This is a genomic window from Halomarina litorea (genome assembly GCF_024227715.1).
In the GTDB taxonomy this organism is placed as follows: Archaea; Halobacteriota; Halobacteria; order Halobacteriales; family Haloarculaceae; genus Halomarina; species Halomarina litorea.
Genome location: NZ_CP100448.1, coordinates 509754 through 525863 on the forward strand (window position 1 = coordinate 509754; position 16110 = coordinate 525863).

Genomic DNA, 16110 nt, shown 5'->3' on the forward strand with positions numbered 1-16110 from the left:
GAGGAACAAGAGGGCCACGGCGGGGAGTGAGGATGACTCGCACGATACTCGTCGCGGGGACGGCGAGCCACGTCGGGAAGTCCACCGTCGTCGCGGGTCTCTGTCGCCTGCTGGCCGACCGCGGGGTGTCGGTCGCTCCGTTCAAGGCCCAGAACATGAGCAACAACGCCCGGGCGGTGCCCGTCGTCGGGGAGTCCGCCGACACCCGTTCGGGGGACGCCCGTGCCGGCGAGGACGCTCGTTCCAGCGGGCACGCTCGTGCCAGCGGGCACGCGTACGGCGAAATCGGCGTCTCCCAGTACGTACAGGCCCGCGCCGCCCGCGTCACCGCCACGACGGACTGCAACCCGGTCCTCCTGAAACCGAGCGGCGACGGGCGCTCGCAACTGGTGATACACGGCGAGGCCGTCGGGACGTTCCGTGCGGGGGAGTACTTCGACGAGCGCTGGGGACGGGCGCGCGCCGCCGCCGAACGCTCGTGGGAGCGCCTCGCCGCGGAGTACGACGTGGTCGTCGCCGAGGGCGCGGGGAGCATCGCGGAACCGAACCTCCGGCACCGCGACCTCGCGAACGTCGAGACGGCCCGGTTCGCCGACGCCGACATCCTCCTCGTGGGGGACATCGAGCGCGGCGGCGTCTTCGCCGCGCTCGCGGGCACCCTCGACCTGATGCCCGACGACCTGCGCGAGCGGGTCCGGGGCTGTCTGATTACCAAGTTCCGTGGCGACGAGTCACTGCTCGACCCGGGCATCGAGATGTTCGAGGCGCGCTACGGCGTCCCCGTCGTCGGCGTCCTCCCGTACGACGACCCCGGCCTGCCCGCCGAGGACAGCGTCTCGCTCCCCGCCGACGAGCGGACGGTTCTCGGCGCCGACGGGGACCCGACGCCCGCCGACGAGTGCGTCACCGTCGCCGTCCCGCGCCTCCCTCGGGTCTCGAACGTCGCGGACCTCGACCCACTCACCGAGTGTCCGGGCGTCCGCGTCGAGGTGTTCCCCCCCGCCGACCCGTTCGACCACGCCGACGCCCTCGTCCTGCCGGGGACGAAGAACACCGTCGACGACCTGCTCGCGCTCCGCGAGGCGAGGTTCGACGACCGACTCGACCGGTTCGACGGGCCCGTCGTCGGCCTCTGCGGGGGCTACCAGTTGCTCGGCGAACGGCTGTCGAGCGTCGAACGCGAGAGCGCCGACGCCGAGGGTGCCCTGTCCGGCTTCGGTCTCCTCCCCGTCGAGACGCGCTTCTCCGGCGAGAAGTGCGTCGAACGGGTCGAGCGTGACCTCCGGGGAGTCGGGCCGCTGGCGGGCGCGTCGGGACCCGTCTCGGGCTACGAGATTCACACCGGCCGGACGACGCTCACCGGCCCCGCGGACCGCCCGTTCGAGGGAGAGGGGGCCGCCGTCGAGGGTGTCCTCGGCACCTACCTCCACGGCCTCTTCGAGAACCCCGCCCCCCGCGAGGCGTTCCTCGGCGGCCTGTTCGCGCGTGCCGGCCTCGACCGGCCCGCGGGCGGGACGACGGATTCGCCGCACGACCGCGCGGCCGCCCTCCTCCGGGATCACGCCGACCTCTCCGTCGTCGGATACTAGGAGGGCTCCGACCGCTGTCTTCAAGTGGAGTTGCGCTAATCTCGGCCCAGTGGCAGTCTCGTTCGACCTCTTCGGCACGCTCGTCTCGGTTCGCACTCCCGAGGACCCGGCGCGAGCGGTCGCGCGGGAACTCGCGTCGCGGGGGGTCGCGGTCCCCGACGACTGGGCGACCGCCTACCGCGAGCGACACGTCGAAGCCCCCCAGGGCGCGGAGGTGCCTCTCCCGGCGCACGTCGCCCGCGCCCTCGCCAGTCGGGAGGTCGACGCCCCCGGCAACGCGCCCCGCCGGGCCGTCGTCGCCGCGTTCGACCCCGAGGTGACGACCCGTCCCGGCGCGCCCGAGGCCGTCGCGGCGGCCGCCGACGTCGGCCCCGTCGCCCTCTGTTCGAACTGCAGCGTCCCCGAACTCGCCGCGCGCACGCTCATCCGCTCTGAGGTGGACCGGTCGCTGTTCGACGCCACCGTCACGAGCGTCGCCTGCGGGTGGCGAAAGCCCTCCGAACAGATGTTCGAGCGAGTCGCCGACGCCCTCGGCGTCCCCCCCGCGCCCCTCGTCCACGTGGGCGACGACCCGCGGACCGACGGCGGTATCGAAGCCGTCGGCGGGCGGTTCGTGGACGTCTCGACCGTCTCCCTCGCTGACTTCCCGGACTGGCTGGCGCGGGAGAACGCGGAGGACCCCGCCTGACATGCTCGCCGCCGGGAGCGTGCTGCTGGCGCTGGCACTCGATACCCTCCTCGCGGAGCCACCGACCCGACTCCACCCGGTGGCGTGGTTCGGCCACCTCGTCGCGCCCGTCGACCGCGAGTGGCGCGCCCCCCGACTCGTCGGTGGCCTCGTAGCCCTCGCCCTCCCGCTTCTCGCGGGCGGTGTCACCTACTGGACCGTCGCGCTGGCGGACCGGGGCTCTCCGCTCACGGGTGCGCTCGCCGCCGGACTCGTCCTGTTCGCGACCACGAGTCGCCGGATGTTGCTGGACGCCGCCCGCGAGGTGGTCGCGGGGTCGGCGACGGACCTCCCCGACGCCCGCCGGTCGCTCCTCGCACTCGCGGGCCGGGACGCGACCGACCTCTCGCCCGGACAGGTCCGGAGCGCGGCCGTCGAGAGCGCCGCCGAGAACCTCGCTGACGGTCTCGTGGCGCCACTGCTCGCCTTCTGCCTGCTCGCGCCCGTCTCGCTCCCGCTGGGCGCGGCGGCGGCCGCGTGGGTCAAGGCGGTCAACACGCTCGATTCGATGCTCGGCTACCGCTCGAAACCCGTCGGGACGGCGAGCGCCCGCCTCGACGACGTCGTCATGTGGCTCCCCGCGCGGGCGAGCGCGCTCCTGCTGGCGCTCGCGGCGGGGTCGGGTCGCTCGGTGAGGGCCGCGAGCGCGTGGCTCGACGGCGTCCCCTCGCCGAACTCCGGATGGCCGATGGGAACGCTCGCGGCCGCGACGGGCGTCAGACTGGAGAAACCGGGCGTCTACACGCTCAACCCGGACGCGCCGCTCCCGGAACGGGAACCGGCCGAACGCGGTCTGCGGGTCGTCTCGCTCGCGAGTCTGCTGGCGTTCGCGCTGGGCGCGGCGTGGCTGGCGCTGGCGGAGGTCGTCGGATGACCGGGCGGACCGGGGACGAGACGTGGAAGGCGTCCCCCGCCACGGGACACGCCCGACGCCTCGGCCTCGCCCTCGCCGGCGCGCTCGGCTTCCTCTCGCGACTCCCGGTCGGGCGCTCGCGCGATGCGTGGGACGCGTTCGGCGCCGCGCCGGTCGCCTTCCCGCTGGCGGGCTACCTCGTGGGCGCGCTGGTCGCCGTCCCCGTCTCCGTCGGCGCGACGCTCGCGCTCCCGGCCCCGACGCTCGCCCTGCTCTACCTCCTCGCGCTGGTCCTCGTCACCGGCGTCAACCACGCCGATGGGGTGGCGGACCTCGGGGACGCCGCCGTCGTCCACGGCGATTCCGAGGAGCGACGGCGCGTGCTGAAGGACACGACGGTCGGGGTGGGTGCGGTCCTCGCCCTCGGAACGGTCCTCGTCGGTCTCGCGCTGGCGGGCCTCGCGCTGGCGGCGCTCCCCGCCCTCACGCTCGCGGCCGTCGTCGTGGCGAGCGAGGTGGGCGCGAAGCTCTCGATGGCCGCCATCGCCTGCCTCGGCGAGGCGACCCACGACGGCCTCGGGGCGGCGTTCACCCGCCGGGCGGACCCCTCACTGCTGCTCGGCCCCGCGGTGGCGGCGCTCCCCGCCTGCCTGCTGGTACTCCCCTCGCCCGCCGCGGGGGTCGCCGTCGTCGGCGGTCTCGCGGGCGGCCTCGCCGTCCTCTGGTGGGCACGCAGGGCACTGGGCGGGGTGAACGGCGACGTCTTCGGCGCGGCCAACGAGGTCGGTCGCGTCTGTGCGCTGCACGCGGGGGTGGTCGCGTGGACGCTCTGGTGATGTGCGGCGGGCGCGGGACGCGCCTCTCGCTCGGGACCGAGAAACCGCTCCTCTCTATCTGCGGGCGGGCGATGGTCGACCGGGTGCTCGACGCTCTCACCGACTCGGACGTCGAAAGGACCGTCGCCGCCGTCTCCCCGAACGCCCCCCGGACCGCCGACCACGTCCGTGAGCGCGTCCCGACGGTGGAGACGCCCGGCGAGGGGTACGTCGCGGACCTGACCCACGCACTCGACGCGGGTGCCGTGACCCGCCCCGCCCTCACCGTCGTCGCGGACCTGCCCCTGCTGGACGGGCCGACCGTCGACGCCGTGCTGGCCGAGTACCGCGAGCGCGCGATGACGGGGGAGTGCGCACTCGTCGTCTGCGTCCCCCTCGCGCTGAAGGAGCGACTGGGCGTGAGCGCGGACACCACGTTCGAGCGCGGGGGGCGGGCGCTCGCTCCGACGGGACTGAACGTCGTCGCCGACGCGGAGGACACCATCGTGACACGAGACACCTACCGACTGGCAGTGAACGTGAACCGACCGAGAGACACCCGCGTGGCGGAGGCGCTGTGCGACTAGTCCTCGTCGCGGGGACGACCCGTACCGCGGGAATCGAGGGCATCAGCGCCGCGGGCGCACACCCGGACCTGTTGCGCCACACGCCGAGCGCGGACGCCGAGATACTGACGTACGGCCGGCCGGTGGCCCCGCCCGAGGGCGAGGCCCACCCGACGCCCGTCAGTCCGACGGGGTGCCCGACGCCCGCCGTCGTCACCCGTGCGGTCCGTGAGGTACTCGGGTTCGACGTCACCGTCCTCGACGCCGGCCTCGGGGCACCGTCGAGCGCACCGACCGTCGACCTCGGGGCGGTCCCCGGGAACGACGTCCGCGAGGGTCGGACCGTCCCTGACGCGAGGGGGGTGTTCGAGCGTGCCCGGCGACTCGGCGCGTCGCTCCCGGGGCCCCTCCTCGTTGGCGAGACGGTTCCCGGCGGGACGACGACGGCCCTCGGCGTGCTCCGCGCTCTCGGGTACGACCACTCGGTCTGTTCCTCGCTCCCCGACAACCCCCTCGACCTGAAGGAGCGAGTGGTCGCCGAGGGCCTCGCCGCCGCCGGCCTCGACGACGGGACCGGGGACCCGATTCGGGCGGTAAGGGCGGTCGGCGACCCGGTCCTCACCGCCGTCGCCGGACTCGTCGTCGGCGCGAGCGAGGCCGGCACCGAGGTGACCCTCGCCGGTGGGACCCAGCTGGTCGCGGCGGGCGCGCTGGTCCGCCACTGGAGCGACGCGCCCCTCGACGTCGCCACCACGTCGTTCGTCGCCGACGCCACGCCGGACCTCGCGACCGCCTGCGCCGACCTCGACCTCTCGCTGACCGTCACCGACCCGGGGTTCACCGACGACCACGTCGCGATGGCGCGCTACCTCGCGGGCGAGGGCAAGGAGGGCGTCGGGATGGGCGGGGTGCTCGCGCTGGCCGACCGCGAGGATTCGCTTCCCGCGGTCCGCGAGCGCATCGTGACGGTGTACGACCGTCTGCTCGGCGACGAGGGGGGTGAGCCCTGATGGACCCGGACAGCGTCGGGTCGGTCGAGCGCGTGCCCCACGGGAGCGACGACGGCGTCGAACTGGACTTCAGCGCCAACTGCAACCCGATGGTCCCCGAGGGCGCCCGGGCGGTGTTCGCCGACTCGTTCGACGCCTCGCGGTCGTACCCCCGCGACGACTCCCCCGAGTTCCGTCGGGTGGCCGCCGACTACGTCGGTGGCTCGCCCGGGGACGTCGTCCCGACGGCGGGCGGCCTCGCCGCCATCCGCCTCGCCCTCGGCGTCACCGTCTCGCCGGGCGACTCGATACTCGTCCCGGCACCCTCCTTCGGCGAGTACGCCCGCGAGGTCCGTCTGCAGGGCGGCGTCCCCGAGTTCGTCGCCCACGACGCCGTCCGGGACGCCGACCCCGCCGACCACGCGATGGTCGTCGTCTGCACGCCGAACAACCCGACGGGGGAACTGCCCTCTCCCGAGGCCCTCGAGGGCCTCCACGAGCGCTGTCTGGGGGCGGGGACGCCCCTCCTCGCGGACGAGGCGTTCCTCGACTTCACCGACAGGCCCTCCCTCGCGGGCCGCGAGGGCGTCGTCGTCGCCCGCTCGCTCACCAAGATGTTCGGCCTTCCCGGCCTGCGGGCGGGGTTCGCGGTGGCGACGGGGCGTCTGGGCGAGCGACTCCGACGGGCGGTCCCGGCGTGGGCGCTCGGGACCCCCGCCGCGCGGGTCGGGGCGTACTGCATGCGGCAGTCGGGGTTCGTCGAGGCGACCCGCGAGCGAGTCCGCGAGGAACGCCGGTATCTCCGGGCCGGACTGGAGGAGTACTTCGACGTGGCTCCCTCCGACGCCCCGTTCCTCCTCTGTGACGTGGGCGAGGACCCCTCGGACCTGCTCGCCGCCCTCCGGAAGCGGGGCATCGCGCTCCGCGACGCGACCACCTTCCGGGGGCTGGACACGCACGTCCGGGTCGCGGTCCGGACCCGGGACGACCACGACCGACTGCTGAGCGCGCTGGACGAGTGCACCAAATGACGAACGTGGAGACGGCGGTCCGCGACGGCGTTCTCCGGGTCCGGCGGCCCCACACGCGGTGGCTCTCCTCGGGGTGGCGCGGCGGCTTCTCGGAGGGTGAGACGGCGTACAACGTCGCCGTCCCGGAGGGGTGGACCGACACCGACCTCGACGGGTACATCAGAGCGCGCCGGGACCGGGCCGGGTTCGCAGAATCGGGGCCGACGCTCCTCACGGGCGTCGAGATGCGTCACGCCCGCGGCGCGCGCTGTGGCCCGGTGGCGGCGGTGGCCACGGCGGGCGTCTCGAACCCCGCGGAACTCCCGATGGACCCGGACGGGTCGGCGGACGGGGGCGACGAGTCGTCCCGACCGGGGACCGTCAACGTCCTCCTGTGGACGGGACGGGCGCTCACGGACGGGGCGCTCGCGTCCCTCCTCGCCCTCGCCGCGGAGGCGAAGGCGGCGACGCTCCTCGCGCGGGTGGGGGTGCCGGGGACGACCAGCGATGCCGCCGTCGTCGGGTGTGAGCGGACCGGCCCGCCCGAGGCGTTCGCCGGGAGCGCGACCGAAGTCGGGGCCTGCGCGCGGGCCTGCGTCCGCGAGGCGGTCGGCGCGAGTCTCGATGCGCGCTACCCGGAGGGCCAGTGGCCCGAGGGCGTCGAGGACGCAGAGTACGGTGTGGCGACGACGCGGCGGGCGTCGCTGTTCGAGGTGTAGGTTCTCGCTGGAGCGGTCGCTGGTGGCGATAGTACCCGAAAAATCGGTGTTCGCGGTCGGACCTTAGAAGTCCATTTCGCCGAAGTCGTCGCCGCCGCTGTTGTTCAGGCGAGCGGCGACCACGTCGTCGATGCGCAGGAGGAGTTCGACGGCCTCCGTCGCGCTCTCGATGGCCTGTAGCTTCACGCGCAGGGGTTCGACCACGTGGAGGTCCTCCATGTCACCGACCTCGCCGGTGTAGGCGTCGAGGCCCGCGCTCGTCTCGCCCCGGTCGTGGCGGGCGCGGAGTTCGATCAGCGTGTCGATGGGGTCGAGGCCCGCGTTCTCCGCGAGGGTGCGGGGAACCACGTCGAGGGCGTCGGCGAACGCCTCGACGGCGAGTTGCTCGCGGCCGCTCACGCCGTCGGCGAAGTCGCGGATGGCGCGGGCGAGTTCGATTTCGGGCGCGCTCCCGCCGGGGACGACGGTGCCTTCCTGCATCGTCACGCGAACGACGCCGAGGGCGTCGGTGAGTGCGCGTTCGACCTCGGTGACGACGTGGTCGGTGCCGCCGCGCAAGAGGATGGAGACGCTCTTGGGGTTCTCGCACTCCTCGACGAACAGCAGGGTGTCGTCGCCGATACGGCGTTCCTCGACGAGGCCCGCGTGTCCGAGGTGTGCGGACTCGATGTCCGAGAGGTCACCGACGGACTTCGCGCCGGTCGCCCGGGCGAGGGCGTGCATGTCGCTCTTCTTGACGCGCCGGAGCGCGAGGACGCCCTTCCGGGCGAGGAAGTGGCGCGCGAGGTCGTCGATGCCCTGCTGGCAGAAGACGACGTTCGCACCCGACTCGACGATGCTGTCGACCACGCCGCGCAGTTCGCCCTCCTCGCGGGCGATGAACTCCTCCAACTGGGCGGGCGTCGTGATGGAGAGTTCGGCGTCGGCTTCCAGACCGCGGACCTCGATGGGGGTCTCCAGCAGGAGGACCGAGGCGTCCTCGACGCGGGTGGGCATGCTCTCGTGGGCGCGTTCCTTGTCGACGACGACGCCCTCGACGAGGCGCGAGTCGGCGACGCTCCCGCCGACTGCCGTCTCGATGACGACGTCGTCGAGGTCGATGCCGTCCTCGTCGGCGACGGCCTGCACGGCGCTGACGACGAGGCCTGCCAGGAGGTCCTTGCTGGCCTCGGCTCCCTTGCCGGTCATCGCGGTCATGGCGATCTTCCGGAGGGTGTCCTCGTCGTCCGCGTCGACCTGCATCGCGAGGGCTTCGAGGACGCTACGCGCCTCGGCGGCCGCGAAGCGGTAGCCGTTGGCGATGACCGTCGGGTGGATGTCGTCGTCCAGCAGGTCCTCGGCCTTCGCGAGGAGTTCGCCGGCGATGATGACCGCCGTCGTCGTGCCGTCGCCCGTCTCCTCCTCCTGCGTGGAGGCGACCTCGACGATCATCTGGGCGGCGGGGTGTTCGATGTCCATCTCCTCCAAGATGGTCACGCCGTCGTTCGTGATGACGACGGTGCCGGAGGGGTCGACGAGCATCTTGTCCATCCCCTTGGGGCCGAGCGTCGTTCGGACGGCCTCCGAGACGGCCTTGCCCGCCCGGATGAACATCCACTGGGCGTCGCGCCCGCGGGTCCGGCGGCTTCCCTCGCTCAGGATGTACACTGGCTGACCGTAGGTGTAGGACATAATCGAGCGGCCGTAGGGTGGGAGAGGAGATAAACATAGCTCGACTGATAGTAGTTCGCTCGGCCACCGCGCAGTACCGCGATTCTACCGGTGTCGAATCGACCGGATGGCGCGTGCGAGGAAGGCGGGGTGTGGCGCGAGTCACGCTGTTCCTCGCTCGCTATCGCTCGTCGACCAGTTCGTACCCGATGTTGTGCTCGCGGAGCCTGTCGGTGTGCGTCGAGAGCTCACGCGTCGTCACCAGCAGGAGGACCGACAGGCCCCGCGCGGCGGCCTCCTGAACCGCCACGACGGTTCCGAAGCGCACGTTCGGTTCGACGCCGGCGGCCCGTGCCGCCGCGAGGGCCTCCGTCCCGGCGGCGGCCACGACATCGTGGTCCGCGGCGAGGCCGGCCACCCGGTCGGAGTCAAGCGCCCGACTCCCGCCGCTGCGCACGTCGGGGAAGACGAGGACCGTCGCGTGGCCCGTCTCGTAATCGAGGAGGCCGGTGAAGTCCGTCACGCCCACGTCCTGTCCCTCCTCGGCGTCCGTGATGGCGATGGCCGTCGCACCCCCCGATTCGCCCGGACCGGCGTGGAGGGTGCCGTCGCGCATGGTGAGCGTCACGCGGTCGCCCTCGCGGACGGAACCGGTGGCGATGGCCGTCTCCACCTCCACCTGCCCGATGACCTCCTGTGCGACGAACTCGGTGTAGCCCTGCAGGTCCTCCGTACAGGAGATGAGCCAGTCGACGCCCTCCTTGGTCACCTCGTAGCGCCCTCGCCCGTGTTTCTCGACGTGGCCCGCCTCGACCAGTTCGCCGATGTAGTCGCTGACGGCCTGCGCGGTGACGCCCACGGCGTCCGCTATCTCCTGCTGGCTCACGGCCGGTTGACGGGCGGCGATGGCGACGAGAATCTGGTAGCGCGAGGCGTCGCGCTTGCTCCGCAGGACGGAGACGTCGCGTTCGCCGAGGCCGTCGGTCATACCCTACCGTCCGGCGCGTGCCGCAAGTAGCTTTCCGACCCGTCCCACCCCGGTTGTCGACAGCCACAAGCGGGGTTGTGTTCGACCCGGGGGAGGGATGAAGCCCCCTCGCCCCGTTCGGCGGGCATGGACGGCATCGTACTCGCGGGGACCGCCTCCGGCGTCGGCAAGACCGTCGCCACCCTCGCGGTCTGTCGGGCGTTCGAGCGGGCGGGCCGTACCGTCGCGACGGCGAAGGCCGGCCCGGACTTCATCGATCCGAGCCACCACGCCGCCGTCACCGGCCGGCCGAGTCGGACGCTCGACCCGTGGCTCTCGGGCGACGACGGGATGCTCGGGAACTACTGGCGGGGGGCGGGCGACGTCTGCCTCGTCGAGGGGATGATGGGGCTGTACGACGGGGACGTCTCGACGGCCCGCGTCGCCGCCACCCTCGACCTGCCCGTCGTCCTCGTCGTGGACGCGAACACGGGCATGGAGAGCGTCGCGGCGACGGCACTCGGGTTCCGGGAGTACGCCGCCCGGACGCCGTCCGAGGTGGACGTCGTCGGCGTCGTCGCGAACCGCGCCCACGGCGGCCGTCACGAGGCGGGCATCCGGGAGGCGCTCCCCGACGGACTCCAGTACTTCGGCCGAATCCCTCCGCGAGAGGACCTCTCGATACCGGAGCGCCACCTCGGCCTGCACTGGGGCGGGGAGTCCCCGGTTCCGGCCGACGCACTCGACGCGGCCGCCGAACACGTCGACGTCGCCGGACTCCGTGAGGTGGCCCGCCCCCCGCCGCGTCCCGGCCCCGACGTCGCCCCGCCCCCATCGTCGGGACCGACCAGAAAGCGGGTCGCCGTCGCTCGCGACGACGCCTTCCGGTTCGTCTACCCCGCGACTCTGGAGCGACTCCGCGAGCGTGCGACGGTCGTCCCGTTCGCGCCGGCGGACGGGGACGACCTCCCCGACTGCGACGGGGTCTACCTCCCCGGCGGCTACCCCGAGAACCACGCGGCGGCGCTCTCGGGGGGTCCGGCACTCGACACGCTGGCCGACCGGGCGGCCGACGGCCTGCCCGTCCTCGGGGAGTGCGGGGGGCTGATGGCTCTCGCCGAGTCGCTCGCCGTCGCGGGCGAGACCCACGAGATGGCCGGTGTCCTCCCCGCGGACGTCGAGATGACCGACCGGCCGCAGGCGCTCGACCACGTCGAACTCCGGGCCCGGTCGGGGGCGCTCACGACCCGTTCCGGGGGGACGGTCCGCGGTCACGAGTTCCACTACTCGCGGGCCGCGGTAGCCGGCGACGCTCGGTTCGCGTTCGACGTGGTCCGGGGTCACGGCGTCGACGGCGAACACGACGGTCTCACGGAACACCGGACGCTCGGCACGTACGCGCACGTCCACGCCGACAGCGGCGCGTTCGACCGGTTCGTCGACTCGCTCTGAGCGTTGCCGGTGTCGAAACCCACTGGTACCTTTCGCTGCCGTGTACCCCACGGGACACACCGCCGGACGCCTATGTACGAGGCGGCCGTCGTCCCGCGTATGTCACTCGAAGGTGAGCAGGCGCCCGACTTCACGCTCGAACACACCGGCGGCGACGAGATCACGCTCTCGGACACCCTCGAAGACGGCCCGACGGTCGTCCTCGTCAACCGCGGCCACTGGTGTTCGTTCTGCGCCGAACAGCTCCAGACCTTCAGCGAGGTGGAGTACGACCTCTGGTTCAACGACAACGTCGACATCCTACCCGTCGTCACGGACCCCATCGGGCCGGTCACGGGGATGCGCGACCGCTACGACCTGAACTTCCAGTTGCTCGCCGACCCGGACGGCGAGGTCGCAGAACAGTACAGCGGGACCGAGGAGACCAGCCACGGCCTGACGGGCATCGCCGCGGTGTACGTCATCGACGAGGACGGCACGGTCCAGTACGAACAGGTCGCGGACCACCCCGCCGACCGCACGCACGGCAACTGGGTCCGCTACTTCATCCGCAACGATTTCGAGGACCCCTTCTCGGGCTGAGTCGGTACTCCGACGGGGGCACCGCCTCGAATTGAAACGCCACGCCGAACCGCGCCCCGACCCCGCGTTCCTCGCGATACGGCGTTCGATGGCCTCGGCGGCCGTCGGTTCGGAGCCGTCGGTCGGGTCCCGCACGCGGGTTCGAGGCAGCGCGGGCGACGTACCGGCGTCAGTTCTCGGCGGTCGCCTGCGTCGTCGGCGTCTCCTCGTCGTACTTCTCGCGGAACTCGCCGATGAGTTGACCTATCATGGCGTACCAGTCGTTGAGCATTCGCTGCATCTCGTCGGCCACGGCGTCCGGTTCGGTCGGCCGGAAGACGTGGTAGTAGCCGCCCTGCTCGTAGTTGACCTGCTCCTTCTGGACGAAGCCGGCCTGTTTGAGACGCTGGAGCGCGCGGTACGCCGTCGAGCGCTCCCGGTCGACGACCTCGGCCACCTCGTCCACCGTGAGGGGTCCCTCCGCCTCGACCAGCACGCGGAAACACTCCCGGTCGAGTTCCTTCAGCCCGTGGAAACACTCCAGGAGGCCCTCGCACTCCATGTCCTGCCGGAGCATCTCGCCCATCGAGTCTACCATTGGTGATCGTTGGCTATCCACCGGTAAAACACTTGTGCGAAACCGGCACAACACTGCCCGGCCACCGTTCAGTCCGCACCCTGTCCCTCTGGACCCGTCGCGCTCCGATGCGCGCGCCAGTACCCCTGTGCGTACGCGCCGACGAACATCCCGGCGATGGCCCAGAGGATGGCGACGTTGCCGATGCCGAGGCTGGCGTAGGCCGCACCGGGACAGATACCCGAGATTCCCCAGCCGACGCCGAAGACGACGCCCCCGACGAGGACGTCGCGGTCCATCGACTTCAGCCGTCGCTCGTAGGCCTTCCCGGTCAGCGGGGCGCCGTCGAACAGGCGCGGACCGAGGAAGAAGCCCAGTCCAGCGACGGCGGACGCCCCGCCCATGACGAACAGGAGGCCGAGGTCCTCTAGCTGGAGGAAGTCGAGGACGATCTCCGGGCGGGCCATCCGACTGGCCGCGAGACCGAACCCGAACAGCAACCCGCCGACGACGATGAGGGCGTCGCGCGCGAGGGTGCCGCTCCCTCGGTCGTCCGGCTCGCTCCGCTTTCCGTCGCTCTCTGCCGCCGTTCGCTCACTGCGTTCGCTCACGGCGACACCCCCAGTGCGGCGACCAGTTGCGCCACGCCGATGGCGACGGCGAGGAACGTCGCGACGTTCACGATGGACGTCCGCGAGGCCGACCCGACGCCGCAGACGCCGTGGCCGGAGGTACACCCCTTCCCGACGCGCGTCCCGACGCCGACGAGGACGCCGCCGGCGAGCAGTCGCCACGGCTGGACGTCGGTGGTCCACCCGAACTCGCCGAACGCCAGCGAGTACATCGCCGCTCCCGCGACGATGCTCAGGGTGAACAGCACGCGCCAGTCTCGCGAGGCGCGGTAGCGCTGGAAGCGGGGCACCGACGAGGCGTACGACAGCGTCGATTCGAGGAACGTACTCGCGCCCGCCGAGATGCCCGTCCCGACGTAGATGACGGCGACGCCGAGACCGATGAACAGGCCGCCGAGCAGGTACGGGAGGACCCCGCGCGGGAAGAGGTCCGCGGCGACGAGTTGGAGTCCGACCATCTCAGTCGCTCGTCATCGCGTCCGAACTCGCGGCGCAGTTGTTCGGCCCGAGTTCGAGTTCGAACGCCCGGTTGTCGCCCACCTCCTCCCGGCCGAGGTTCGTCGCGATGATGGTCTCGTAGTTGGCCGGGCGCGGCGGCATGTCCGAGCGGACGAACTCGACGAACTCGTCGCGGTCCATCGAGAGGACCGACATCGAGGCGTCGAGGTCACCGAGGTGGGCGGCGTAGGTGCCGTCCTCGCGGGGCGTCGCCGCGTCGCCGAAGTGCGCCGGGGCGACGAGGACGTCCTCGGGGAGCGTGAGGATGCGCTCCTGGAGCGTCTCGTGGAGGCGCGCGGCCGCCTCGGGTGCGCCCTCGTCGCCCTCCTCCAGGTCGGGCCGGGCGACGCTCTCGGTGAACAGGGTGTCCCCCGTGAGGAGGACCGCGTCGTCCACGAGATAGCTCGTCATCCCGGAGGTGTGGCCGGGGGTGTGGAGCACGTCGATTTCGACGCTCCCCACGGTCAGCGAATCGCCGTCCTCGACGGCCCGGTATTCGGTGTCGAACTCGACACCGCGGGCGGCGGCCGGTGCGGGGAAGACGAGTTCGACCCCCCGTTCGGCGAGTTCGCGGGCGCCGGAGACGTGGTCGGCGTGGACGTGGGTGTCGGCCGCGTAGCGCAGTTCGGCGCCGTACTCCCGTGCGTCTTCGACGTAGCGGTCGGCGAACGCGCGAAGCGGGTCGACGACGGCCGCCTCGCCGTCGCTGACGACGAGGTAGGCCAGACACCCGCTGGACGGGCGGCGGTACTGGAGCACTGTCGCGTCCGTGTCGGCGTCGAGTTCTGCCGCCTCGTAGAGGCGCGCCCACCCGTTCATCCCGTCGGCGAGGTTCACCGCGTCGATGCCCTCCTGTTTCAGGAGGCCGGCGACGAACTCGCTCGACTGCCCCTTCGCGCAGACGACCACGATGGGTTCGCCGTCGGGGGCCTCTGGGACCCGTTCGAGGAGTTCGTCGGTCGCACCCTCCAGGAACTCGAAGTACGGGACGTTCGCGTCCGTGACGCGCTCGCCGTCGACGTGCCACGTCTCGTACTCGCTCTCGGCGCGCACGTCGAGGACGGTCACGTCCTGCGCGTCGTCGATACGCCCTTTGAGCGTCTCGGCGTCCATCGAGTCGACGGGGACGCCGGGGTCGGGAAACGATTGCTCACTCATCACCCCTGACTACCGGCTGCCTCCGGAAAAAGGTTTGGACAGTCTTTCACCAATGGTACAAGATTATGTGGCGAGAAGTAGGGGATGTCGGAGTACTATCGGGAGGAAAGTGCTGATGTGGGGGTGTGCTCCTGTGCGGTCCGGCTCAGCATTGGGACTAACGACCAATACACTTTTCAGTGGTCGCCCAGTATTGTGGCCCAGAGGCAATACGGAACATGAGTCAGAAATACACCGTCACCGAGACGCTCGACGCGACGGGGCTGTCGTGTCCCATGCCGGTCGTAGAGACGAAGCAGGCCATCGACGGCCTCGAACCGGACGGCGTTCTGGAGGTCCGGGCGACCGACTCCGGGAGCGTGAGCGACATCGCCGGGTGGGCCGAGGGCACGCCCGGCGTCGAACTGCTCGAACAGGAGGAGACGACCGAGGCCGGCGACCAGGTCTACGTCCACTACGTGCGGAAGACCGAGTGAACCTGAACCGATGAGCACGGACACACCGAACACACAGGACGCGAACGAGGATGCCGACCCGGAGACGGTGGCCGCACTCCGCGACCGGGTCGCGGACCTCGAATCACGGCTGGCGGACGTCGAGTCCGAGACGAGCGAGGACGGCAAGTCGATGGTCATCGTCTCGACGAAGGGGACCCTCGACATGGCCTACCCGCCGCTCATCCTCGCCTCGACGGCGGCCGCCTTCGACTGGGACGTCACCGTCTTCCACACGTTCTGGGGGCTCGAACTGCTCCACGAGGAGCACTCGGCGGACCTCAAGTTGAGTTCGGTCGGCAACCCGAACATGCCCGTCCCGAACGCCCTCGCGGCGCTCCCGGGCATGGACGAGGTGACCACGCGGCTGATGCGAAAGCGCATCGCCGACAACGAGACGCCGACCATCGAGGAACTCGTCGAGACGTCACTGGAGATGGGCGTCGACCTGCAGGCCTGCCAGATGACCATCGACCTGCTCGATTACGACGAGAACGACTTCTACGACGGCGTTACGGTCGGCGTCGGTGCGGCGACGGCGCTCCAGCGCATGGGCGAGGCCGACGTCCAGTTGCTCGTCTAGTAGTAGTAGAGGTCGATGCTGTGGCCGCAGTCGCAGGCCACCTCGGTCCCGCGCAGGTTCGCTCGTCGCCCGACGGACTCGTCGGGTTCGGCGGAGACGACGCGCCGACAGCGCGGACACTCGACGGAGACGCTGAGGGACATGGCGTGTCTTTCTCTCACAGTACCCATAGTTATGAGAGACGTACCGAGGGAAAACAGTCGTTTCGTGTGCCACGATGGGGGTGACGCATCGTCGGAGCACGGAGTGACACGACGCGTCCCCAGTCGC

General features: G+C 71.6%; 19 protein-coding genes. 12 read left to right on the forward strand and 7 right to left on the reverse strand.

Features of this window, described 5'->3' with window-relative positions:
* Positions 1–32: 32 nt before the first annotated feature.
* The 8 genes from NKG96_RS02815 to NKG96_RS02850 are packed head-to-tail and all read left to right on the forward strand — an operon-like array spanning position 33 to position 7268.
* Positions 33–1589 carry a cobyric acid synthase gene (locus tag NKG96_RS02815; protein ID WP_254536938.1) on the forward strand — a complete coding sequence of 519 codons (1557 nt, stop codon included), beginning with the start codon at positions 33–35 and terminating at the stop codon, positions 1587–1589.
* A 49-nt stretch (positions 1590–1638) separates the two neighbouring features.
* Positions 1639–2277: an HAD family hydrolase gene (locus NKG96_RS02820; RefSeq protein WP_254536939.1), complete on the forward strand. Its 639-nt coding sequence runs from the start codon at positions 1639–1641 to the stop codon at positions 2275–2277.
* Position 2278: 1 nt separating this feature from the next.
* Positions 2279–3190 carry an adenosylcobinamide-phosphate synthase CbiB gene (gene cbiB, locus NKG96_RS02825; protein ID WP_254536940.1) on the forward strand — a complete coding sequence of 304 codons (912 nt, stop codon included), beginning with the start codon at positions 2279–2281 and terminating at the stop codon, positions 3188–3190.
* Positions 3187–4005, forward strand: a complete 819-nt coding sequence (gene cobS / locus NKG96_RS02830) for an adenosylcobinamide-GDP ribazoletransferase (RefSeq protein WP_254536941.1) — start codon at positions 3187–3189, stop codon at positions 4003–4005. Before cbiB ends, cobS begins: the two co-directional genes overlap by 4 nt.
* On the forward strand, positions 4005–4571 hold the full coding sequence (locus NKG96_RS02835) for an NTP transferase domain-containing protein (RefSeq protein WP_254538108.1): 567 nt from the start codon (positions 4005–4007) through the stop codon (positions 4569–4571). The genes cobS and NKG96_RS02835 overlap by 1 nt, the downstream gene beginning before the upstream one ends.
* Entirely contained in the window at positions 4562–5560 is a 999-nt protein-coding gene (locus NKG96_RS02840) for a nicotinate-nucleotide--dimethylbenzimidazole phosphoribosyltransferase (RefSeq protein WP_254536942.1), read from the forward strand. Before NKG96_RS02835 ends, NKG96_RS02840 begins: the two co-directional genes overlap by 10 nt.
* A complete protein-coding gene (locus tag NKG96_RS02845) occupies positions 5560–6570 on the forward strand; it encodes a threonine-phosphate decarboxylase (protein ID WP_254536943.1) in 1011 nt (336 codons plus the stop codon). The genes NKG96_RS02840 and NKG96_RS02845 overlap by 1 nt, the downstream gene beginning before the upstream one ends.
* A complete protein-coding gene (locus tag NKG96_RS02850) occupies positions 6567–7268 on the forward strand; it encodes an adenosylcobinamide amidohydrolase (RefSeq protein WP_254536944.1) in 702 nt (233 codons plus the stop codon). Before NKG96_RS02845 ends, NKG96_RS02850 begins: the two co-directional genes overlap by 4 nt.
* Positions 7269–7331: 63 nt before the next feature.
* Here NKG96_RS02850 and thsA read toward each other — a convergent pair whose 3' ends face one another.
* Positions 7332–8939, reverse strand: a complete 1608-nt coding sequence (thsA, locus tag NKG96_RS02855) for a thermosome subunit alpha (protein ID WP_254536945.1) — start codon at positions 8937–8939, stop codon at positions 7332–7334.
* A 160-nt stretch (positions 8940–9099) separates the two neighbouring features.
* Positions 9100–9906, reverse strand: coding sequence for a DUF7839 domain-containing protein (locus NKG96_RS02860; RefSeq protein ID WP_254536946.1), 807 nt, complete (start codon positions 9904–9906; stop codon positions 9100–9102).
* A gap of 126 nt (positions 9907–10032) precedes the next feature.
* Between NKG96_RS02860 and NKG96_RS02865 the strand changes: the two genes are divergently transcribed.
* Together NKG96_RS02865 and NKG96_RS02870 are read left to right on the forward strand one after the other, a co-directional pair.
* Positions 10033–11337, forward strand: a complete 1305-nt coding sequence (locus tag NKG96_RS02865; RefSeq protein WP_254536947.1) for a cobyrinic acid a,c-diamide synthase — start codon at positions 10033–10035, stop codon at positions 11335–11337.
* Positions 11338–11436: 99 nt separating this feature from the next.
* Positions 11437–11919, forward strand: coding sequence for a peroxiredoxin family protein (locus NKG96_RS02870; RefSeq protein ID WP_254536948.1), 483 nt, complete (start codon positions 11437–11439; stop codon positions 11917–11919).
* A gap of 169 nt (positions 11920–12088) precedes the next feature.
* Here NKG96_RS02870 and NKG96_RS02875 read toward each other — a convergent pair whose 3' ends face one another.
* From NKG96_RS02875 to NKG96_RS02890, 4 genes are all read right to left on the reverse strand, one after another.
* Positions 12089–12496, reverse strand: a complete 408-nt coding sequence (locus tag NKG96_RS02875) for a helix-turn-helix domain-containing protein (RefSeq protein WP_254536949.1) — start codon at positions 12494–12496, stop codon at positions 12089–12091.
* 68 nt (positions 12497–12564) lie between these two features.
* Positions 12565–12990 carry a DUF6691 family protein gene (locus NKG96_RS02880; RefSeq protein WP_254538109.1) on the reverse strand — a complete coding sequence of 142 codons (426 nt, stop codon included), beginning with the start codon at positions 12988–12990 and terminating at the stop codon, positions 12565–12567.
* A gap of 92 nt (positions 12991–13082) precedes the next feature.
* The gene (locus tag NKG96_RS02885) at positions 13083–13565 is read right to left on the reverse strand and encodes a YeeE/YedE family protein (protein WP_254536950.1); all 483 of its coding nucleotides are present in this window, start codon (positions 13563–13565) and stop codon (positions 13083–13085) included.
* Position 13566: 1 nt separating this feature from the next.
* The gene (locus NKG96_RS02890; protein ID WP_254536951.1) at positions 13567–14763 is read right to left on the reverse strand and encodes an MBL fold metallo-hydrolase; all 1197 of its coding nucleotides are present in this window, start codon (positions 14761–14763) and stop codon (positions 13567–13569) included.
* 218 nt (positions 14764–14981) lie between these two features.
* Between NKG96_RS02890 and NKG96_RS02895 the strand changes: the two genes are divergently transcribed.
* Together NKG96_RS02895 and NKG96_RS02900 are read left to right on the forward strand one after the other, a co-directional pair.
* Positions 14982–15239 carry a sulfurtransferase TusA family protein gene (locus NKG96_RS02895; RefSeq protein WP_254536952.1) on the forward strand — a complete coding sequence of 86 codons (258 nt, stop codon included), beginning with the start codon at positions 14982–14984 and terminating at the stop codon, positions 15237–15239.
* A gap of 10 nt (positions 15240–15249) precedes the next feature.
* On the forward strand, positions 15250–15840 hold the full coding sequence (locus tag NKG96_RS02900; protein ID WP_254536953.1) for a DsrE/DsrF/DrsH-like family protein: 591 nt from the start codon (positions 15250–15252) through the stop codon (positions 15838–15840).
* On the opposite strand, the gene NKG96_RS02905 is transcribed toward NKG96_RS02900, so the two are convergent.
* A complete protein-coding gene (locus NKG96_RS02905; protein WP_254536954.1) occupies positions 15837–15983 on the reverse strand; it encodes a hypothetical protein in 147 nt (48 codons plus the stop codon). The two genes, NKG96_RS02900 and NKG96_RS02905, sit on opposite strands and share 4 nt — an antisense overlap.
* Positions 15984–16110 lie beyond the last annotated feature (127 nt).